The 21,572-nt window shown below is 56.9% G+C and carries 17 protein-coding genes and 1 pseudogene; 15 read left to right on the top strand and 3 right to left on the bottom strand.

What is annotated here, in order from left to right; translation table 11 throughout:
* The first annotated feature begins 48 nt into the window (after window positions 1-48).
* From HS103_16940 to HS103_16880, 13 genes are all read left to right on the top strand, one after another.
* Entirely contained in the window at window positions 49-2,079 is a 2,031-nt protein-coding gene (locus HS103_16940; protein MBE7514487.1) for a hypothetical protein, read from the top strand.
* A gap of 15 nt (window positions 2,080-2,094) precedes the next feature.
* Window positions 2,095-3,237 carry a DNA-protecting protein DprA gene (dprA, locus tag HS103_16935; protein ID MBE7514486.1) on the top strand — a complete coding sequence of 381 codons (1,143 nt, stop codon included), beginning with the start codon at window positions 2,095-2,097 and terminating at the stop codon, window positions 3,235-3,237.
* 99 nt (window positions 3,238-3,336) lie between these two features.
* On the top strand, window positions 3,337-3,873 hold the full coding sequence (locus HS103_16930) for a roadblock/LC7 domain-containing protein (GenBank protein ID MBE7514485.1): 537 nt from the start codon (window positions 3,337-3,339) through the stop codon (window positions 3,871-3,873).
* Window positions 3,874-3,888: 15 nt separating this feature from the next.
* Complete coding sequence (locus HS103_16925; GenBank protein ID MBE7514484.1) at window positions 3,889-5,370, top strand: PLP-dependent aminotransferase family protein; 1,482 nt, start codon at window positions 3,889-3,891, stop codon at window positions 5,368-5,370.
* 236 nt (window positions 5,371-5,606) lie between these two features.
* The gene (locus tag HS103_16920) at window positions 5,607-5,888 is read left to right on the top strand and encodes a hypothetical protein (protein ID MBE7514483.1); all 282 of its coding nucleotides are present in this window, start codon (window positions 5,607-5,609) and stop codon (window positions 5,886-5,888) included.
* Window positions 5,889-6,620: a hypothetical protein gene (locus HS103_16915; GenBank protein MBE7514482.1), complete on the top strand. Its 732-nt coding sequence runs from the start codon at window positions 5,889-5,891 to the stop codon at window positions 6,618-6,620. It begins immediately after the preceding gene.
* The gene (locus tag HS103_16910) at window positions 6,620-7,306 is read left to right on the top strand and encodes a hypothetical protein (GenBank protein MBE7514481.1); all 687 of its coding nucleotides are present in this window, start codon (window positions 6,620-6,622) and stop codon (window positions 7,304-7,306) included. The genes HS103_16915 and HS103_16910 overlap by 1 nt, the downstream gene beginning before the upstream one ends.
* Window positions 7,307-7,309: 3 nt before the next feature.
* The gene (locus HS103_16905; protein MBE7514480.1) at window positions 7,310-10,771 is read left to right on the top strand and encodes a hypothetical protein; all 3,462 of its coding nucleotides are present in this window, start codon (window positions 7,310-7,312) and stop codon (window positions 10,769-10,771) included.
* Between the two features lie 9 nt (window positions 10,772-10,780).
* Window positions 10,781-11,437 carry a hypothetical protein gene (locus HS103_16900; protein ID MBE7514479.1) on the top strand — a complete coding sequence of 219 codons (657 nt, stop codon included), beginning with the start codon at window positions 10,781-10,783 and terminating at the stop codon, window positions 11,435-11,437.
* A 6-nt stretch (window positions 11,438-11,443) separates the two neighbouring features.
* The gene (locus tag HS103_16895) at window positions 11,444-13,195 is read left to right on the top strand and encodes a glutamate mutase L (GenBank protein MBE7514478.1); all 1,752 of its coding nucleotides are present in this window, start codon (window positions 11,444-11,446) and stop codon (window positions 13,193-13,195) included.
* A gap of 3 nt (window positions 13,196-13,198) precedes the next feature.
* Window positions 13,199-14,302 carry a hypothetical protein gene (locus HS103_16890; protein ID MBE7514477.1) on the top strand — a complete coding sequence of 368 codons (1,104 nt, stop codon included), beginning with the start codon at window positions 13,199-13,201 and terminating at the stop codon, window positions 14,300-14,302.
* A 36-nt stretch (window positions 14,303-14,338) separates the two neighbouring features.
* A complete protein-coding gene (locus tag HS103_16885) occupies window positions 14,339-15,241 on the top strand; it encodes a hypothetical protein (GenBank protein MBE7514476.1) in 903 nt (300 codons plus the stop codon).
* A gap of 100 nt (window positions 15,242-15,341) precedes the next feature.
* Window positions 15,342-15,812 carry a hypothetical protein gene (locus HS103_16880; GenBank protein MBE7514475.1) on the top strand — a complete coding sequence of 157 codons (471 nt, stop codon included), beginning with the start codon at window positions 15,342-15,344 and terminating at the stop codon, window positions 15,810-15,812.
* A gap of 30 nt (window positions 15,813-15,842) precedes the next feature.
* Here the strand turns inward: HS103_16880 and HS103_16875 are convergent, their stop codons facing one another.
* Window positions 15,843-16,652, bottom strand: coding sequence for a lipoate--protein ligase family protein (locus HS103_16875; GenBank protein MBE7514474.1), 810 nt, complete (start codon window positions 16,650-16,652; stop codon window positions 15,843-15,845).
* A complete protein-coding gene (locus HS103_16870) occupies window positions 16,624-17,469 on the bottom strand; it encodes a TatD family hydrolase (protein MBE7514473.1) in 846 nt (281 codons plus the stop codon). The genes HS103_16875 and HS103_16870 overlap by 29 nt, the downstream gene beginning before the upstream one ends.
* Before the next feature lie 111 nt (window positions 17,470-17,580).
* On the opposite strand from HS103_16870, the gene HS103_16865 reads away from it, so the two are divergent.
* Window positions 17,581-18,918, top strand: coding sequence for a winged helix-turn-helix domain-containing protein (locus HS103_16865; GenBank protein MBE7514472.1), 1,338 nt, complete (start codon window positions 17,581-17,583; stop codon window positions 18,916-18,918).
* Between the two features lie 1,274 nt (window positions 18,919-20,192).
* Here HS103_16865 and HS103_16860 read toward each other — a convergent pair.
* Window positions 20,193-20,543 (bottom strand): annotated as a pseudogene (locus tag HS103_16860) (LysM peptidoglycan-binding domain-containing protein).
* A 148-nt stretch (window positions 20,544-20,691) separates the two neighbouring features.
* On the opposite strand from HS103_16860, the gene aroE reads away from it, so the two are divergent.
* Complete coding sequence (aroE, locus tag HS103_16855) at window positions 20,692-21,552, top strand: shikimate dehydrogenase (protein ID MBE7514471.1); 861 nt, start codon at window positions 20,692-20,694, stop codon at window positions 21,550-21,552.
* Window positions 21,553-21,572: the final 20 nt, after the last annotated feature.

Below are 21,572 nucleotides of genomic sequence, written 5' to 3'. Positions count from 1 at the left end.
AGAGCGATAGACTGAATGTACTGAACCAATGAGCAAAGGAAACGGCTTGTGCGGCGAACATTAACCTACACACTCACCCTCGGCGCAGTGTTGGCGCTGCTTGCCGCATACTATTGGGCGCACAAACCGATCACCTTACCCCAAGCCGCTGCCTTCCTCGCGCTCTGCCGTGATCTGCTCAGCACGGCGCTGGTTGCCGCCGTGTCTGGCGGCGTTGGGCGGAGGCTTTTGCGCTCCCTTCGGCTGGAGCGGCTCACCCGCGCCGAACGTATCGCCCTTGAGGGGACAATCGGCTTGGGCGGGATGGGTCTTGTTGGGTGGGCGCTGGGAATGATCGGTGCGTATACCTCCGCCGCTATCTGGATGACACTGCTTGGATTGACCATCCTCACCTTTCCTGCCTTGTTTGGCTGGCTCAGCGGTTTGTGGCGGGCAATAAACAGCGCGTTGCAAACGGCGAATACGGCTTGGCTGCGCCTGATTGCGGGCTTTGCCACCTTGTTCACCGTGACTGCCGCTATGCACGCCCTCGCCCCCCCTCTGGCGTGGGATTCCCTTGCTTACCACCTCAGCGCCCCACAAACCTACCTCGCTGAGGGGCGAATCGCGGCGCATCCCGAAAATGCCTATTTTGGCTTCCCCCAAAATGCCGAAGTCGTCTATGGGCTGGCAGTGGGTATGTTTGGCAGTGATTCCGCCGCCGCGCCGATCCATTTTTTGTTTGGCATGTATGGGATCATGCTCGGCGCCGGCTATGTCCGCCGTCAGACGACGGTGGCGGCGGGCTGGCTCGCCGGACTTCTTCCCCTGACGGCATACAGTTTGTGGCTGCTGATGGGATGGGCGTATGTTGATCTGGCGCTGTTTGCCTATGGGACGGCGGCGCTCGTCGCCCTCGGCGCATGGCGAGATGGGGAAAAGAATCAAGGGGGGCGTTGGTTGGTCGCCGCAGGCGTGTATGCGGGATTCGCCTTTGCCACAAAATACACTGGGGCGGGCTTAATTCTTGCTGTGATTACCGTTGTGATCTTCACCACCGGGCGCGACTATCAAGCGATATTTCGGCGCGTTGCACTGATCGGCGCGATCATCACCCTGATTTACCTCCCATGGGCAATCAAGGGCATGACGCTCTATGGCAACCCTGTTTACCCGCTTGTGTTCAATGGGCTGAATTGGGATGCGGAACGAACGCGCACCTTTGCCACAGCAGAGGTTGGGTTGGTCGAAAGTGGTGGGCTTTGGCAGCTACCCATGTTGCCCCTCGCCGCCACCGTTTTTGGTGTAGAGAAAAGCGCCGTCCTCCCGGGTGGGTCTTATTTTTTCACCGCCGGAGCGTGGCTTTTGGCATTGCCTCTTTTGTTGATCGGGGTTTGGCGTTGGATCGGCAATGGCGGGCGGGCGGCTGGGCGAACTACCTTCATATTCGCCGCCCCGATCCTCTTGTTTTGGGCGGTGGCGGCAGTTCTCTCGCCTGTGGGGATGCAAACACGTCTGATGAGCATGGGCTTTGGGGCGGCAGCTATCCTCGGGGGGATAACCTTTCATGGGTTGGTGAATACACCCCGTAAACCGTTTGATGTGGGGTTCATTGTGCGGGCGCTATTCCTCCTCACACTCGTTTTTCATGCGGTTGAACTTGTAGACAAAACCATGACGGATGGCGTTCCCGCCTATCTCTTGAATGGAGATCGTCCCGCCTACCTCACACGGAACATGGGAAGTTATACGGTGGCAATGGCGCAGTTGGCGACGCTTCCACCGGGGAGCATCGTCCGGCTGATGTGGGAGCCACGTGGGTTTTACTGCCCGGCAGCGGTGCGCTGTCTACCAGATGTCTTGCTTGACCATTGGGTACGGGCGTTGGGGACGGGGACGCCAGAAACGGTTTTTGCCCAATGGCAAGCCGCGGGCGAAGGCTATCTCTTGGTGCATGACGCCGGGTTGAATTTCTACATTGGGCAGACCGGGCGTTTCCTAACGGCGAACCGTCAGTTTCGGGAGGCAGTGGGAGCGCTTCGCCTGATCTGGTCGGACGGGATGGGGGGCTATACCTTATATGGGTGGCAATCCGATTGAGAGAGGTGGTGGCATGTGGCAGATCAGGCGCTAGAGCGCGGCTATTGGGTTGGCTTTAGCCGCGTTAAGGGGATTGGAGGGGCAACCTTTCGCACCCTTCTTACCCACTTTGGCAATGCGGAGGCAGCATGGGGCGCCCCCACCGAGGCGCTTTACCGCCTCGGTGTGGAATCGCGTGCGCTGGCAAACCTCGCTGTAGAGCGTCGTACCTTTCACCCTGAAACGTTCCTTCGTGGGCTCGAAAAACAAGGCGTTACACCCCTCATCCTCACCGATGAAACCTACCCTTCCTTGCTGCGGGAGATTCCTGATCCACCGTTCGTCCTTTATGTAAAAGGAACGCTTACCCCAGCCGATAGAAATGCGCTTGCCATCGTGGGGACTCGCTTAGCAACGGAGTATGGAAAGGGTATGACACGGCGCATTGCCTTCGGCGTGGCAGCAGCAGGGGTGACCATCATCAGCGGCTTGGCGCATGGGATCGATGGTTATGCCCACCATGCCGCATTGGAGGCAGGCGGGCGGACGATTGCGGTACTCCCCGGTGGTGTGACTGAACCGATTCCTAAAGATCACAGCGATCTCGCGGCGATGATTGCCGCGCAGGGGGCGCTTGTTTCTGAACGCCCCCCCGGAGCGCTGATCACCGATAAAAGTTTTCCCCCACGCGCTCGCATCATCAGCGGGTTAGCGCGGGCGGTATTGGTTGTGGAGGCAGGGGGGCGAACGGGAACGCGGCATACGACGGACGCCGCATTAGAGCAAGGGCGGGACGTATTCGCAGTGCCGGGGAATGCCCTTTCACCCGCCAGCGTTGGGACAAACAGGCTCATTCAAGAAGGGGCAGGGGTCATTACAAGCGTAGAGGATGTCTTGAATGCTTTTGGCTTGGGAACACCCTCACCCTCTCGTCATCATCAAAGTGTCCCTGTGAGTATGCCTTCGCCGCCTGTACCTATCTCCAAACCACCTAAAGGTGCCCTAACACCAACAGAAAAAACGATTCTCACCTATTTAAAGCAGGGCGCGGCACATGTAAATGATGTGGCGCTGGGGTGCGGCTTGCCCATTGCCGAGGTGACAGCAACGCTCAGCATCTTAGAACTTATGGGGCAAGTGGATCAAGTAGGGGTCTTGATCTATGGGTTGCCAGTGTAGTTTACATAGGGGGCTAAGCATAAGGGGGTATCTCAGCAAGGCAGAACTCTTGATCGCCTGCATTATAATGAAACAAGAGACGTGTAGGGGGCATTTTTCATGGACTGGTTTTACGACCTTACCCACAGTCCACATGTCGATGTGGCACTGCTTGTGGATCAGACAGGGCGCTTAGTGGCGACTTCCAATCGGATTGGCAGTGAGGCTCGCCGCGTGGCTTCAATGATCCGTGCCGCAGAGGTCTTAGCTCGCGGGCTTGCCGATGCCCTCGGACGTGGTGAGATGCACTTGCTCCAATTGACCACACAAGACGGGCATATCCTTGTTATACCCTGCGGGGCTGCCTACTATTTAATTCTCCTAACCGGTGTCAACGCCCCCCTTGAAGCAATCACAACGACCATACAACAAACACTCCGTAACATTCCCGAAAGCACAATCACCAACGCGCTGAACCAGCTACAATCTCCCCAGTCGCTCCCTGAGCGTTCCCAACGGAAGTCATCCCCCTTTGATGAATTTGATGTCCAAGACCTAATCGAGTCTGTTTCTAACTGGTTGGCAGCGGGTGGCGATAGGCAAAATCGCGGCAATCGACGTGAACCGCGTGACCCCAATGATCTTGCTGGCGTCTAAGGCGAGGAGGTGTCTATGACCACCTTCCACCTCACCGTTGATAAACACAGTGTTGAACCCCTTTACCAACAGGTTATTCGCCTGATCAAAGCGCAGATTGCCGAGGGCATCCTTCGTCCGGGCGAACGTCTGCCCCCCAGCCGCGATCTTGCCCAAATGCTTGATGTTAGTCGCATCAGTATTGTGAATGCCTATGCTTACCTCCAAGAGGCAGGCTTGGTTGAGGCACGCCCCGGGCGAGGAACGTTCATCACCGCTGCCGCCGCTGGTGGAGGGGGTGATGCACGGACGCTTCCCTCTATCGCGGCGAACCCTATTAACCAATCCGTCTATCGCCTTGCCGGGAAACCAGGCATGATCGCCTTCAGTGGCGGCGCACCGGCTGAGGAATTTCTCCCCGTAAGTGCCATTCAAGCCGCGATCAATCATGTCCTCCGGCGCGATGGTGCAACTGCCGTCGCTTATGAGGAAACCGAGGGCTATCACCCTCTACGAGAAATTGTCAGCCAATACAGTGCTGCATTAGGAATTCGCTGCACCCCAGATCAGGTGTTGATCACCGGTGGCTGCCAACAAGCGCTTGATTTGGCAATTCAAGCGCTGCTCACCGAAGGCGATATTTTGTTGACGACAAATCCTACCTATTTAGGCATTTTGGATATTTGCCGAATTCGGCGGGTCGGCGTCATTGGCGTACCGATGGATGATCACGGACTGCGCACCGATCTTTTGGATGCGGCAATTAACACTCACAAGCCTCGCCTGATTTACATAGCGCCTACACATCACAACCCAACAGGGACAGTCATGCCCCTCCACCGCCGCCGTCATCTTGTGCGGATCGCCGTTGAGCATAGCATCCCTATTCTTGAAGACAGTGTATATCACGAACTAAGCTATAGCGCCGATCCCCCTCCACCGTTGAAGGCGCTTGATGAGACGGGAATCGTCATTCACGCCAGCGGCTTCTCGAAGGTCGTCCTCCCCGGTACACGGATTGGCTATCTCATTACACAAGGGGCGGCATGGGAACGCACCTTGCGCGTGAAACAAGCGGCGGATATTTGCACGCCCGGGTTAAATCAGCGGGCAATGCACTATTTTTTGGCAAGCGGGGCATTGGTTGGGCATTTGGATCGTGTCCGACGGGCGTGCCGCGAACGACGCAATATTGCATTGGCGGCAGCACGGCGGCACTTGCCAAGCGAAGCTACCTTCAACGAACCACCGGGAGGGATGTATCTTTGGATTCGCCTTCCAATGGATGGTCCTACTGCCACAGATCTCTATATGAGTGCGATTCAACATGGGGTCACTTTTGCTATTGGGGCAATGTTCTACACCGATGATATCGATCCCGAAAGTGCGTATTACCTGCGCCTAAATTTCGCCGCCCAACCCCCCACACAAATTGAGGAAGGAATGCAGCGCTTAGGTGCCGCGTGGCGCGAACTGGCTTCAGCGTTAGGGGGACGGCGCGGCACGCCTATCTTATAAAGTACGCTCGAATATATCCCCCCTTTCCCTATATACAGAAAAAAGGGGCAAGGAGGTTCTGAACCCCAAACGTCACGACCTTCTCATAATTAGACGTAAAGTATCCGATCTTTTCTAAATGAATCTCGGCTATTTTTGTTTGTCTTTTCTAACGAACACTGCCGTGTTTTCCGCTTTTTCATCCGCGTGCTATACTCCTCGCCGTTCATTCTTTTCACAGATCGGTTCTGCACAACGTGATCACCGTGATTCCTCCCGAACGCCTAGAACGCCTTCGCCTTCGCCTTCGCCATTGGTCGGCGGGGCGCGGTATGGGATTTGCGGGAGTCTTTCTTGGGGCGGCGCTTCCGTTAGGGGTTCTTGGCGGGCAAATGCTCTATGCTGCACAGCCTGTCTTGAATCTGTTTTTCCCTCCCCAAGAGATCAGCGATCTGGCGCGGCTGCTTTCCGATCCCGCCGGGATACGTTGGCTACGGGCGACACTTGATCATGATGACCAAGAAGGTGAGGAAGCGTAGATGCTCTATGTGGTCTTAATTCTCGCTGTTTTCCTCACAATAATCGCCGGGGCGCGAGCGCGAAATATTGCCTTGAGGCGTGTGCCGGGATTTGAGGCGGCGGCACGTATCTTGAGTGGCGCAGTAGAGGGGGGACGCGGGGCGCATGTCTCGCTAGGCAGCGGAACCTTGGGCGGCGTCGGCGCGGGATCGGTCTTAGCCGGATCGGAGATTGCCTATCAAGCCGCACTGCGTACCGCCCACGCCGAATTTCCTGTTAGGGTGACAACGAGTGATCCCTTGACTCTCGTCTTGGCACAAGATCGCCTTCGCCGCGCAATGCGTCTGCGCGGGGCAGAAGATCGTTTCCGAGGCACATTCGCCCGTTGGTATCCATCGGGGTCACTCTCTCTCGCATTTGCGGCGGGGGTTGGGGCAGCGCTTCTGGAAGGCGACTATGTGGCCAATGTGATCACCGGGCGGTTTGGTGCAGAGCTGATCCTGATTGGCGAAAATGCGACCCGCTATGATCGAGGGCTGGTCGCTCACAGCGATCTCATCGAAGGGCAGTCCGTCGCATATGTCATTGCCGATAACCCCCTCTTTGGCGAAGAACTTTATCTTGGCAATGCTTATGAAAAGATTGGCAGGCGGGACGTGGGAAGCATTGTCGCTATGGATAGTCTCCGCTTTGCCATTGTCATTTTGATTCTTCTCTTTGGGTTACTCTCCGGTTTAGGGGTAGCGTTCTAATGGCGAATCGATCCACCGCACCGCGCCGCTTTCGTTTTGGGGTGGCAATTCTCGCTGCGCTCACCGGGGCGGTCATGCTCTTGACCTTATTCACCCTTGAACCGCCCACCCCTGATCTTCGCGGCAGCGTGGGTGGGGTGGGGAATGTCCTCATCCAGCTAATCAGCGTCACGGCAGCAGTGGCGATCATCCTCGGCATTCTTAATTTGATTGGCGCGAACCTGCGCGGGGGCGAAAAGTTTCCGGCAAATCTCTACGGTGTAATCACTGTAATCACATTGGTCGCTGTTGTTGGCGTGCGCCTTGTTGAGCGGCTTACGGCAGCAAACGCCAACCCCACGACCCTCCCGACCAAACCGCTCTCGCTCACCTTATACGATGTTTTGCAAACATCTGTTGAATCGGCATTGGCGGGGTTATTGTTTTTCTTTCTCGTCTATGCCGCCTATCGCTTGCTTCGCCGTCGGCTGACGCTTTGGACGCTGCTTTTTGCCCTCTCCTTAATCATTGTTGTCGCTGGCTACAGCACCTTTGGCGGCTTTACCTTCCTGACGACAGTCCGCGAGTGGCTTTTGGCTGTCCCCGTCAATGGCGGGATGCGTGGGCTGCTAATCGGAGTGGCGCTCGGTGTCGTGATTGTCGGGGCGCGGGTATTCGTTGGGCAAGATCGAACCTTCGGGGAGTAACTCATGACGGATCGCTTGGATCGCCCCCTTTTTGATGATGAGGATTTGCCAGCTTGGTTGAAGACGGCTGGCATCACCTATGGTGGCAAGCGGGCGACGGGAATGCTCACAGCGGTGGGCGCTCTCCCATGGAACAAACGTCTTCCCCCCGAAATTGGGTCGCAACTGCGCAGCACCTCGTGGCAGGCTGTTCCCTGGGTGGTTGAAGTCGGGCGGAAAGGGCGCAGCGCACCTAGTCAGGGGTATGTCCCCTGGACGGGTGGCGATCCAGCGAGCAAGCCTGCGGCTGCCTCACGGATGGGCGATGAAGCCTCCGTGAGCGACCTCTGGCAGAATATTAATCTGAACGCCTTTGGGCAGCGCATTGCCCCAGAGACTATGACACCCGATGCCTTCGAGATCGACGCCTCGGAGTCAGAGAATTTTGCCGATTTCCTCTCTGCTGAGGATGCTGGTGAGATCGTTGAAGCCGCCGATCCACTGTCCGATTTTGGGCTGCGCCCAATCTCTGGCGAGACGGGTTTTGGAGAAGGCGATTTGCCCCTTGATGCCGATCCCTTCGCCGCGCTTAGCACCTCTGAGATGTTTGCTATCACAGAGGCAGACCTCGCCAGTGGCGATCTCACCAGCGCGGCAAGCGATCTTTCCTTGACACCAGAGGATGATCCCTTCGCCGCAGTCATACAGCCTATTCCTGAACAAGGTGGAGAGGGATCGCTAGACGATCTTGAAGCCCTGTTTGGCGAAGGAGCAGCAGCCATAGCCCTTCCCCAAGACGCCATATCCTCCTTTGATGAACCGTTGGCGTGGGATGTATCTGGTGCAGACTCACCCCCCGATGCTCATGATCCGTTTACCCTCCCAATAGATAGCGCATCAGGGCTTGATCCCTTGCCTGTTGATGACGATCTCCTTGACCTTTTTGGGGATCGTCCCGCCGAATCTCCCCCTGCTGCGCCGGGGCGCATCACCTCTACCACAACCATACCCGATTACGGCTTAGCCGATATTTTCAAACCCGGCGAGACGGGCGAACTTCCCAGCAGACTGGATGACGCCGATCCCTTTGCGGATCCAGCGCCGTCGGCTCTGCCCATGACCGATGATCTGCCTGATTTCTTCAAGGGTGATTCCGCCTCTGATAATGGGGGCAAAGAAGACATTCCACCATGGATTACAGAGACGCCAGTTTCCCTTGCCCCGCCGGGATTACCCGCCGCACCACCGCAATCGTGGATCACCAATACGAACAAACTGCCAGAACAGCCTAACATCACCGCCGAATTTCCAGAACCGGACTGGATGCACGGCGAAGAAACCGATCTTGTCAGTGGGTATATTGCCCCAGAGCAGTTCCTCGCCGCGGACTCTGCCCCACAGCCGGGCGATGTGCCGATGCCCACCGAGTCACAGATACATGAATTAGCGAATGCTCCCGATCTCCTTGAGGGGTTGGATATGGACATTCTGGGCATTGGCGAGATAGCGGCGGACGATTCCGACGCAGATATGCCGGATATAGAAGCGCTGACGGGAATCACCGACGCCGACCTCCCAGAGTGGATGCGCGACGTGCCGGGTGTCCCCGCTGAACTGATGGGAGCGGCGGAGACCTCTGCCCCTGCTGCGGATGCCGCCGACCTCGATTTCGATCAACTGGACTGGCTGGCAACCGTTGATATGGAAAGTGTTGGGCAAGCCCCCTCGCCTTCTATGGCGCCTCCGGCAGCAGCCGATGAGGACGACCCCCTTGCTGCCCTGTTTAGCAGTGATGACGAACCGCCAGACATTCCCCGTCCGATGCCTAGCATGCCCAGAGCATCCGGCTTGCCGGAACTTGACACCAGCGGGGTTGATATTGATGCCCTTCTCAACCTGCCTGCCTCTGGTGCATTGAACGATATCCTAGCCATACCAGAGACCGCCCTACCCCAGATTGATTTTGACGCTGAGTTCAGTTTTGCCGATTCACCGAACATGCCGCCCTCGGAGACGCTTAATGCCTCCATGTTGGACGATATAGCCCAAGCCAGTGAGGATTTCAGCCTGACGTTGGAGGCTGCCCCGCCCACTGTAAACCTCCCCAAACACCCCACCGCAGCACTTCCCAAATTGGCGATTCCCCTCCCGCCAGAGACTCCTCCTGCCGCCTCTGAACGCCTGATCGAGGCTGCTCCTTCGATTCCCGATTGGGTGGTTGATGCCCGTGCCGCCGATTTGCCAGTGGTCTTGCGGATTGGCGATCAACAAATCAAACTGAAGGATTCGCCCGCTGCGGATCTTCCTAATGAGGCGAAACTTCTCCGAGAGCGGGTGAAACTTTACCGAGAAAAGCCCGCGCCGGAAGCGCCAGCGCCAAGCGGGGCGCTGTCTGGAATCAGTGATGCCATTCTCCCGGCAGCAACGTTTGGCGGGGTTGTCCCCAATGCTACCAACATCGGGAAGTTGACCTTTACCGACCTTCAAACGAAGCGCATCCAAGCCTTACAAACCTTGTTGAACGCGCAAGACGATGTATTGATGAACCGCATCGATACAGAAACCGTCATGGGCGCCTCGCCCATTGCCCGCACACGGGCAGCCCCTAAATTGGACCGCATTCTCGTCACGCTGCTTTTGGCTGCGGCAGTTGTTTTACCCTTCTTTGTGCGTGGGCTGACCATTGCGCCGATGCCCACGTTTGCCGCCCTGTCTGCTGCCCAACAAGCTGATTTTGCCGAGGTGACAGAGACAATAGACGTCCTTCAAGGCGGTCAAGCCGTTCTGGTTGCTTTTGAGTATGCCCCTACTGCTGCCGGAGAACTCGATGAACTCGCTCGTTTGATCGTGGCAGATATAGTACGGAAAGGGGCGCGTCCCATTTTTGTCAGCACAACACCGGCTGGCGTTTTACGCGCCCGCCAGATTGCCGGACAAATGAGCGGCTTGAATGCATCGCTCGTCCTTGCCTATCTTCCCGGCGGCGCCTTGGGTGTTCAAAGTTTGGCGAGTGCGGTGAACGCGCCGGGCTTCTGGCGAAATTACCTCTTTGCCTCAGATGTCAACGGTCAGCCAAGCGGCGTCACAGATTCTGAGATAAGCAGTCTGCGCAATACCCCTGTTTTTGTTCTTGCTGAGACGCAAGAGGATGTCCGCACGTGGGTAGAACAGTATCGTCTTGCCGGAGCAGCAAACGGCGCGTTCCGTGTGGCATTTATTACATCGGCGGCAAGCGCGGCGGTAACTCGCAGCTATGCTAGTGCGCCGAATGGCGTCGGGCGTATCTTGGGTCCCCTTAGTGGGCTGCGTGACGCGCTCATTTACCGCGAGCTTCGCAATCTAAGCGCCGAAATGGGCGGGGAAGCCAATGTCCAACGTGCCGCCCAACGCTGGCAAAGTCTCAGCTTAGCCTCACTGGTTACTGCGTTGATTGTGTTTATCGGGATCATTATTGGGGCATTGAACGCCGGACGCCGACGGCGCTAAAGGAAACCTATGTCGCCTGAAACGATGGATCGCATCGCTGCCATTGCCGGGGTGGTTCTCACTCTCGCTATTTTCAGCTATTTACTGGCGGATAATTTTCTCTACCGCCTTGCCGTCCATGCTTTAGTGGGGGCGGCGGCGGGGTTTGCCCTCATCACTGCGGTAGAGAGCATCGTCATCCCATGGCTGAACCAAACCATCCTTGCCCAACCGATGCAGCCCGCACGGCTTGTCTTGGGAGCAATTCCTTTCCTAATCGGACTCCTCCTGCTCTTGCGCAGTACACGGGGCAGATTAGGAATGCTCGGTACATTCGGGCTGGCGCTCGTCCTTGGTGTTGGCGTAGGAATCGCCGTTTGGGGGGCAGTGACAGGGACGCTCATTCCTCTTATCGAAGGGACAATTCGAGGCTGGACGCCGCTGAATATTGTCGATGGGTTTATTGTCCTTGCCGGAACGGTTACCGTGCTGCTCTATTTCACCTACATCGGCTCGCGCCGTCCAGATGGAGAAGCGCGGATGTGGCTTCCTATCCGCGTTAGTGGACGTATCGGGCAGGCATTCATCGCTGTGACGATGGGCGCGGCATATGGTCTGCTCATCTTGTCTTCGCTCACCGTGCTAACCAGTGTGATCGCGGATCGGCTTTTGGGGTTAGGAAGGTAACCGCCCATGACGACGGCATTACGCGCCCGTAAAGCAAACACCTCAACCACTGGGGCAATCCTTGCCGCCGATGTGGGCAGCGCCCACACCCGTGTCATGTTGTTTGATGTTGTGGAAAACGCTTATCGTCTAACAGCGCGGGCGCAGGTACTGACCACAGCCAACGCCCCTATTGGGGATGTCGGTGTTGGCTTGCGGCGGGCGCTTGATGAAATGACGAGCCAGACTGGGCGCTATTTCATGGATGCCGAGAACAACCTCCTTCTGCGAGGGACGCGAGACGGCAGCGGGGCGCGGTCATTCCTTGCTACCGCTAGCGCTGGGCGTCCGATGCGTGTCATGCTTGTCGGGTTGACGCCTGATCTCAGCCTCGCCAGCGCGGTGAAAGTTCTACGCGGCACGTATGCGGAGGTTGTCGAAACCCTCAGCCTAGACGATCTTCGCTCCGCCGAAACCCAACTGAATATGATCCTTCGCCGTGAACCCGATGTGATCTTCATTGTCGGTGGGACGAATGGCGGAGCAGTTGCGCCAGTCTACAACTTGCTTCAGACGGTGCGCTATGCCGTCCTGCTTGCGCCTGATCCTAAACCCACCGTTCTCTACGCTGGGAACGAGTCACTTCATCAGGATGTGGTCGAAACCCTCAGCGGCGAGTGTCGCCTATTCCTTGCCCGCAATGTGCGCCCCAACCTGACGATGGAAGTGCTTGAACCGGCTGTTTTGGAGCTTGCCATTGCCTATGGCGAATACCGTGCCGCCGGGGTTGGCGGGTTTGAAGAACTGAAAGATTTGAGTGATGTTGGGGTCTTACCAACTGCCCAAGCAGTGGGCAATGTCTTGCGGTTGTTAGGCGAACAGCCTGAAAATCCCAATGGAGCGCTCTACCTTGATGTGGGAAGCGCCATGACGACGGTGATTGCCGGATTCAAGGGGCGTGTCCACACCGCAATCCGCCCTGATTTAGGGATTGGTGCAAGCATTAGCGAAGCCGTGCGGGCAATTGGTGTAGCGAATTTGAACCGTTGGTTAGGGACAGAATTGACCTCAACGGCGTTCACCGATATTGCCCTTAATCGCCTCCTACATCCGGCAACGATCCCTCAGACGCGGCGCGAGATGGATGTTGATTTTGCTTTTGCCCGCGAAGCGCTCCGCCAAACAGTGATCGCCGCCCGCCCTGAATGGGGAATAGGTGGCGATGTCCTCGTCGCAGGGATGCCTATCATTGCCGGAGGGGGTGTTTTAGCGATGGGAGACAACCCCCATCTAGGGGCGCTCCTCATTCTCGATGCACTTGGGGCGGTAGGAGTCTTTCCGCTGCGGCTTGATCCCTATGGGGTGATGCCAGCCCTCGGCGCTATGGCATATACGGATACGGCTGCCGCTGTCCAACTCTTGGATTCAAATGCCCTACTCAGCGGCACTGCGATCTGCCCAGATGGACGCCCGACTGGGGGGACAGCGATGGAAATCCTGATCAAATATGCCAACGGGCGAGAGGTGAATCGAGCTATCCCCGCAGGGGCGGTAAGGGTGATTGCCCTCCCTGTTGGACAGAAAGCAAAGATCACGGTAAAACTCAGTCGGGGGCTAACGCTTGATGGGCGACGGCGAGTAACCTTTGAGACAGAAGGTGGGGTGCTTGGTCTCATCTGCGATGGGCGCGGACGACCATTGACACTCCCCCGTGACGACACAAAGCGCGAGGCACTCCTTAGCGCTTGGTACAATGGCGTGGCACAGGCGATGGGATAAACAATGTACTATCCGGCACAGACACTTGTCTTGGGGGCAACCGTCATTCGCAAGGAACGCGCTTTCCCCCCTGGCGCCTCTGGAAAAGCCCAAGTGCGGCAGGGTGCGCCCGTCCAGCCCGATACTGTTGTCTTGTCCGGTAGCCAACCGGGAGATTTTGTCATTTTGGATGCGCTGGCGGCGCTTGGCATCAATGATCCATCGCTGATCTCCCAAGACGTTTTGCAAGTTCGCCCCGGTGAGCGTATCCAAGATGGGCAGCCCATCTTTTCGCTTGGCTCTGGACGGCGGGAAAAGGTTATGTCCTCGCCTATTCCAGCGGTTTTTATACGTTTGGATGGGACCAATGTTATCCTTCGCCGCGATCCGGTGGATGTTGAGGTGCGGGCGCTTCTACCGGGGAGCATCAGTTCGGTAAAAGGTGAAACAAGCGTCACGGTGGAAACCATCGGTGCGTTTGTGCAAGGCGGGTGGGGAAACGGCAAAGAGGCTTACGCCACGCTTACCCTTGAGCCGGAAGGCGGCATTGAATCCCTTGCTGGCGGTGATGATATGGTGCAGCGCGTTCAAGGAACGGCGATCATCTTGACCAAGCCGATTACCAGTTTAAGCGTTTTTACAATTGCCCAAAACCGTGAACTGGCTGCCCTCGTTGCGCCGAGTATGCCCTCTGCCCTACGGGAGATTGCCTTGCGGCAGCCCTTCCCAGTTTTGCTCACAGAAGGCTTTGGCGATCACCCAATGTCAGAGATCGTGTACAATGTCCTGCGGGGTAACGCCAACCGCCCAGCAGGTATTGATGCCCGCACATCGGGACGTTGGTCACTTGCCCGTCCAGACATTACCGTACCACTGAGTACAACGGCGAAACCACCTGCGCCAGAGATCAATCAACCAGTGGTGGTGGGCGCGACAGTGCGGCTGACACGGGCGCCCCATGCCGGACATTCGGGGCGTGTTTACCGCCTGCCTACCAGCCCACGTCCATTAGAAAATGGCTTGTTGGCGCTGGGTGCAGAAGTCCAATTAACGAGTGGAGAGGTCGTCTTCGTGCCGTTGGCGAACCTTGAACTGCTCGGACGCCCGCTAGAGGCGGGGAGAAGTTAAGCAGAGATTGCGGCTACCCCTCAAGGGGGAGGGACCATGACCAATCAGAACGAGAACGATATCTTCGACTTCAGCGACTTCGACGAGTTTGAGGGAGACGCTGGACGCGGTGGGACAGGCGGAAATGGCAACGGCGATGAAATGCCTATTGCTGGTGGGTTGCCGCCGCGCCGCAACACGCGCTTCTTCCTCATCGCCGGGTTGCTCGTGTTGCTGATCCTGATCGGCATCGTGATCATCCTCCTTGTGGCGGTGGAAGAAAGTCGCATTCGGGTAGAACGTCAAGGGACGATCAGCGCCATCAACGCAACCAATGATGAGGTCAATCGCTTCCTCACGCTGACACAAATCGCCCTTTCCTTCACACCCACACCAACCAGTACGCCAACTTCAACGTACACCTTTACGCCATCACCAACGAATACGCCAACGAACACAAACACTCCCTCTCCGACGGTTGATCTTGCTGGCACGGCGGCTGCCATTAAAGGGACTGAAGATTCCCTAAGCAACCAGTTAACGATGACTCAGGAATCGCTCGATATGACGCTGCGGGCGCTCACCCTAAACCCAACAGAATTGGCGGGGACGCTGAACGCCATTGCCACCCGTAACGCCGGACTAACCCTGACGGCATCTGGTCCAATTGGCACAACGCCCCCCCCTACCATCGCCACCCTTCCGCCCAATACAGACCAAACGCCGCCGGTGATTATCACCATTCAGGTTGGCACGCCGGGAACCCCCACCTCTCCGGGAACGCCGGGCACCCCAACACAAACCCCTAGCCCAACGGCAACGGCGCTCCCACAAGGTGGGTTCTTTGACGATGTGGGTGTTGGTGACGCCACGCCGAATAACCTACCGCTCTTTGCTTTGGCGGCACTCGGTTTGGTGGGGGTAATCGTAGCCGCACGGCGGCTGCGCGTGAGGCGCTAAGACCTGTCTTCTGCCGTAGATAGCTAGACATATGTGTCGGGGCGGGATGACAGACACCGCCCCGTTTTGTTCTAAGAGCCACCCGTAGGAGCATTCTCACATGGAGAATATCGACAAACAAGAACTCCGCCGTCAAGTGGAGGTGTCCATCCGCCGCCAAAAAGCGCTCACCCGCTGGATTTTGTTCGGCGTGAATGCATTGATGTTTGTTGGCTTTTCCATATTTGCGTGGATTGTTCTCATCCGAGCCGGGCATAGCCCGTTAAATGGGATGAATTTTCCCGGCAACGAGACGGATTGGGTTTCAGCAGCGGCGATTATGCTCAATGTGGGGTGGGGCGTCGGACTGCTGTTCCAATTCATCATGATCATCCTTGAGACAAATTGGGGGCAGCGCCAGATGCGAGATCGGGCGATGGGTGCGATTATGGCGCGAATGCTGCTTGGCGAGGATGAATCAGGGGCGGAAAAACGCAAGCGGGCAATGCGCCTCACCCACGATGGCGAACTAGAGGAAATTGAGGGCGAACCATCTAGCGAAGGTAAGGTCATTAAGCAAGGGGAAAAGTAACCTTTGCCGTTTCGCCCCTGTTTACACCGCTCAAAAGCGTTCCGTCCATGCTGCCGATCCGTAACGTGAGTTGCGCAGCGTTTGAAGGGCAATCCGTTCAGCCTCACTCAGATGGGCAGGCTGCATGGTGATCCCAAAACATGCGGCAAAACTATCGATTACCGCTTCAGCAGCCCGTTCCCACCCCACCACCTGACCCACACTCGCCATGATTGTCGTCGCCCGTTCGCGGACACGCTCCGCCGCCGCCGCCCGTTCTACCTCGTTGGTGAAACGCAGCCCCTCGCTAATCAAGCCAGGATCACCCTGCAAGGGTAAGGAGCCATGTTGGATGACGCCGCCATGTTTGCGGGCTTGGGCGCTGCCAATCAGCTTGCGCCCGCCACTGGTGATCTCATAGTTCGAGGGGACTTCGATGCAGACTGCCCCAAGCGTCACCCCATCGGGGCTAGGTTCTGCGGCAGCAGGTAAGCCCAACCGTCGCATCGCTTCTAGCAGTGCCGCGCTCAGGCGGCGGTAACTTGTCACAATCGACCCCGCCGCAAGGGGGTGATCGGCGGGTAAGCTGATGCTGTAGGTCAGCTCATCATAGTGCAGAATCGCCCGCCCCCCCGTCAAACGGCGGACAAGTCCCCACCCCCGCGCCGCCACACGTCCTCTGTCAATATCAGAGAGGGGCTGTCCATAACCCAATGAGAGGCATGGCGGCGACCAACGGTAAAGACGGAGCGTTGGGGGCTGCTCTCCCCGCGCCACCGCCATTAAAATCGCCTCATCGGTTGCCATCTGCGTTGCCCCATCCGAAGGGGGATCAATGATCAGGCGCATTAACCGTGACATCTTCGGCTCTAGCGACAATTGGCAGTTGAAACAGACGCTCGGCGTTGCCCGTCGTCAGGGCAAAAAAATCCGCGTCAGACATGTTTCGCAGTGCCGCCAGACGCTCAGCAACAAGGCGAACATAGCGTGGTTCGTTGCGCTGCCCTCGATGCGGATGCGGGGTTAGATAGGGGGCATCCGTCTCCACTAAGATTCGCTCCAAGGGCGCAGCGGCGGCAATCCGGCGAGTGTCCTCAGCATTTTTGAAGGTGACCGGACCTGTAAAGCCCAGATAAAACCCCAAATCAAGCGCTTGTTCAGCGATCTCCCATGAGGCGGAAAACGAATGGAGAACGCCCGGACGCGCCCGTAAATCGCCATCTAATCCCCCAATCCATGCCCGTAGAATAGCGATCACATCCTCGGCTGCCTCGCGGTTGTGAATGATCACTGGCTTGCCCACCGCCGCCGCCAACATCAAATGATCTTCAAAGGCGCGGCGCTGGTCTGCCTTTGGACTCCAATCGCGGTAATAATCCAGCCCAATCTCCCCAATGGCGCAGCATTTTGCCTCACGCGCCTGTTCGCCAATGGAGACGAGCAAAGCGGGATCATAGTCCTTTGTATCATTAGGATGGATGCCCACGCCCACGTAAATCCCCGGATAGGTGGCGGCAAGATGAAGCGCTGCCGCCCCCGACTCCGCGTTGATGGCGGGGATGATGAGGCGCGTCACCCCTGCTGCCGCTGCCCGTGCGATCACTTCTGGGCGATCTGTATCAAATGCCTCGAAATCAAGATGACAATGGGTATCAATTAAGCGATCAAGGCGATCCACAGAATTATTCACAAGGTATGTCCCATCATGGTGTTGGTATTCAGTTTAAGACAAAGGTCGGTTACAATAGAACGCACGTTTCTACTGTGATCATACCGAAGTGAGTCGTTTATGTCTACGCCAAAACCGCGCCGCACCACAAAAAACCGCCCCATTTACTCGTTGAGCGCCCTTCGTGCGTTGGCGCTGCACGCACAGGGGTTGGGAACGCCCCCTACTGCGTCGCCCACCCACGAACGGATTTTCGGCGTTGTCGATCAGCTTGGCTGTGTTCAGATTGACACCCTCCAAATGGTACACCGCAGTCAGTATTTATGCCTATTCAGCCGCGTTGGGCGTTACGATCCCGCCCATCTCGATCAGGTCGCGTTTGGCACAGATGGCAAAGGGACAGATCGGCAGCTTTTTGAATATTGGCTGAAAGAAGCCTGTCTGATCCCCCTGAAAGATTATCGCTACCGTTTGCCGCTGATGCGACAATTCCGCGAAGGGCGCAATAAATGGTGGGAGACATGGGCAGAAAAGGACGAAAATCGAGCGCTTGTCGGTCATGTTCGCACGCGGATCGAAGCGGAAGGCGCCCTGCGGGCGTCCGATTTTGAGGACAAACGGCATCGCGGTGGGTCATGGTGGAATTGGAAACCAGCCAAGATTGCCCTTGAGCGGCTCTACAACATCGGGGAGACGATGGTCACCCGACGCGAAAAATTTCAGCGAGTCTACGATCTTCAAGAACGTGTGCTGCCCACATGGGTGGATACCAGTGAGCCGACCCCAGAAGCAATGCGCCGCTTTCTCATCCTGCGCGGGGCGCGGGCATTGGGTGTGTGCAAGCCTGATCACGCCTCAGATTACCTCCGTGTAAAACGCCCCGAAGGACGTGGGATCATTCGTGATCTGATTGAGACAGGCGAACTAGTGACAGTGCAAGGGTCCGTAATGGGCGGTAAGGAAGAAACGCTGATCGTCCATCGGGACAATCTGCCGACCTTAGAGGCGATTGCCGAGGGGTCGCTTCACGCTGAGCATACGACCTTTCTCACCCCGTTTGACAACCTGTTTTGGGCAACCCGTCGTGATGAGCTTTTTTGGGGATTCACCCAAACACTTGAATGTTACAAGCCTGCCCCCCAACGGCGGTGGGGCTATTTCTCGCTGCCTATCCTTTACCGCGATGCGCTCATCGGGCGCTTTGACCCCAAACTAGAGCGCAAAACAAAGGTCTTGATTTTACGGGCGCTTCATCTTGAACCGGATATCACCATCACGGAGCCAATGATTGCAGCGATAGCAGAGGCGATGCGTGATTTTATGGCGTTTCACGGGGCAGAGACCCTGACCATTGAGGCAAGCTATCCGCCAGCGTTTGGGGCGGCACTTCGTACCGAAATGAGTGATCACTCAAAAGAAAGCGGTGGGGGCAAAGCAAAAAAAACAAAGAAAGCCTAGCGCAGCACAAAAGGGAGCGCCTTTTGGCGCTCCCAACGGGCGACCACAAGAGGTCGCCTTTCCATTACGGCTTTAGACCATAGCAAGTCCCTGCCCTAAGGCATTGCCGCCGAAATGGTGGCACAGGCGATGCACACATTTCCCGGACGGATAATGGCATAGCCTGCCTGCGGATCATCATCATAGCGGGTGAAGTCGATGTTGAAGACAATCATCAAGCGGACTTTCCCGCTGTTGCGCAGATAGGCTACGGCTTGCCCCAAGTACTGCGCTTGCTGCTGTGCCGTTGTGTTTGCCGCCCACGAGAACCCACCGGGCAGAGGACCATACCCTTCCGGCGAGAGGTAGCCCAACTCGCTGAAGCACGCCGCCTTACCGGGGAAATTCTGAAGCGCCCGCGCCAACATCGTCGGCAGATAGCGCGTTGGGTAATTATCCCCACGCGGGTCGCCGCTGGTTTGGGTGGGCGGGACGATCCCTTCGTTGTAGTGGACGCCGATGCAATCGGCAAAGTTTCCCGCACCCGCCAACGCCATATCGCGGTAGTAGGTGTCGTCGTTTTGAACCTTATCGCGCCCAAATGCGCCTTCCGCGCCGGTTGGGGCGGGAGCGCCGGTGATCACCAGCGTTGCACCATTGCCCGCTTTGATCGCGGTGTGTGCCTTTTGAAGCAAACCGACATACAGCGCGGCGTTGATCTGCCCTTGCGGCCATTCGCGGTCAATGTTCATCTCGTTCCAAACTTGAATCGCATCTGCGCCAGCAGCGGCAAGGCTTTTCACATAGTTCGCATAGCCATCTTGGTATTGCGGGTTCAAAACCTGATTCTTATCCCCCACAACGCCAACCATGACCTTGAAGCCTAGCCCCTTCGCGTTGGCGATGATGTTGGCAGCATTCCCGTCGCCATTCTGAACTTGGAACTTCACCCATGCCATCTTCGCGCTTTGCAAGACGGCTTGTGTGTTTCCATTCAAATCTAGCACCTGTCCGCCCAATTCAAAGCCTGTGATTGGATTTGGGTTGGGATTCGGATTCGGATTTGGGTTCGGGTTGGGATTGGGATTTGGATTCGGGTTGGGCGTCCCACCAGCAGGGATTTTCAACACCTGTCCGGGGTAGATCAGGTTGACATTCACAATATTGTTCAGGCTAGCAAGGGCGGTTACCGAAACCCCAAACTGACGGGCAATCTTCGCCAACCAATCCCCACGCTGGACGGTATAGGTCGTCGCTGCGGGGGGGGGAGGGGTGGGCGGTGGGGGGGTGACCACCGGAGGAGTCGTCCCGCCGGGTGGAATGACAAGGACTTGCCCAACATAAATCAAGTTCGGGTTTGAAATGCGGTTGGCTTGGGCGATTGCGGCGGCAGACACACCATATTTCAGCCCAATACGGAAAAGGTTTTCGCCCCGTTGAACGGTATGGAGCTGCTGTCCGGGGGTTTGGGCTTGTGCGGGGGTGGCAATGCCAATGGATGCCATGACCAAAAGTGCCACAAGCGAAACGAGTACAAGACGACGCATGACGTGTCCTCCCTTAGAAATTGGATCGCACACAAGAGCGCCGCCGTGCGTATCCCCGATAAGCGGTCTGCGCTCTAGGTTCTTGGGCAAGTATAGCATGGATTCGCAATCTGCTAGACGGAGAGGGTAAGAGCCTTAACGTCTAGAGGAATAAAGCGCCTTTTGTGTTAGACTTCCCCATGCCATACGCACAAGGTAAACAGGCTACGATATTAGGCTTAGGATGATGAGGGGCAAAGCGTAAACGATGGATGGTCAAACGCAACTTCTTGGGGTGATGGGTTATCCAATTGCCCATACCCTCTCTCCCCTCATGCAGAACGCCGCCCTCGAAAATCTAGGTCTAAATTGGCGCTATCTGCCCCTACTTGTCCATCCCGAAAAACTCCCCGATGCGGTGCGCGGGCTAAGCGCCCTCGGCTTTCGCGGCGTAAACGTGACGGTCCCTCACAAAGTGAGTATCATCCCCTTCTTGGATTCAATCACCGATGCCGTGAAAATCGTTGGGGCGGTGAACACCGTCCGCATTGATAACGCAACGGGTAAACTGGAAGGGCTAAACACTGATATGACGGGGTTTCTTGCCGATATTGCCGCCAATCGTGTCAAGATTGGCTCAGGGGCAAAAGTGATTGTCCTCGGTGCGGGGGGCGCGGCGCGGGCAGTTGGCTCTGGGCTGGTTCGTTCGGGGTGTGAGGTCATTTTTGTCAACCGCACCGCCGAACACGCCGATACACTTGTCGAATTTTTGAAGAAATCATGGTCGGGGAGCAAGGTGAGCGCTGCCTCCCCAGACCAATTGGGGACGATCAGCGTCGGGGCAACCCTCATTGTGAATACAACGCCAGTGGGCATGTTTCCCAGTGTGGATCGCACCCCTTGGGTGGAGGATGTTCCATTTCCGGCGGGGGCAACCGTTTATGATACCGTCTATCGCCCCTTAGAAACCCGTCTCATGCGCGATGCGAAAGCCGCCGGCTTAACCACTGTGGGTGGGGTGGGAATGCTCGTCTATCAGGGGGCAGCAGCCTTTGAGGTCTGGACGGGGCGTCGCCCGAATATTGAGGTGATGCGTGCTGTGTGTGTAACACGGCTTGAACTTGGGTAAGGCAATCATCGCTAGGGGGA

It is taken from the genome of Anaerolineales bacterium (assembly GCA_015075625.1).
In the GTDB taxonomy this organism is placed as follows: domain Bacteria; phylum Chloroflexota; class Anaerolineae; order Aggregatilineales; family UBA2796; genus UBA2796.
Note: the sequence above shows the minus strand (reverse complement) of the source record. Positions and strands in the feature narration are given on the sequence as shown.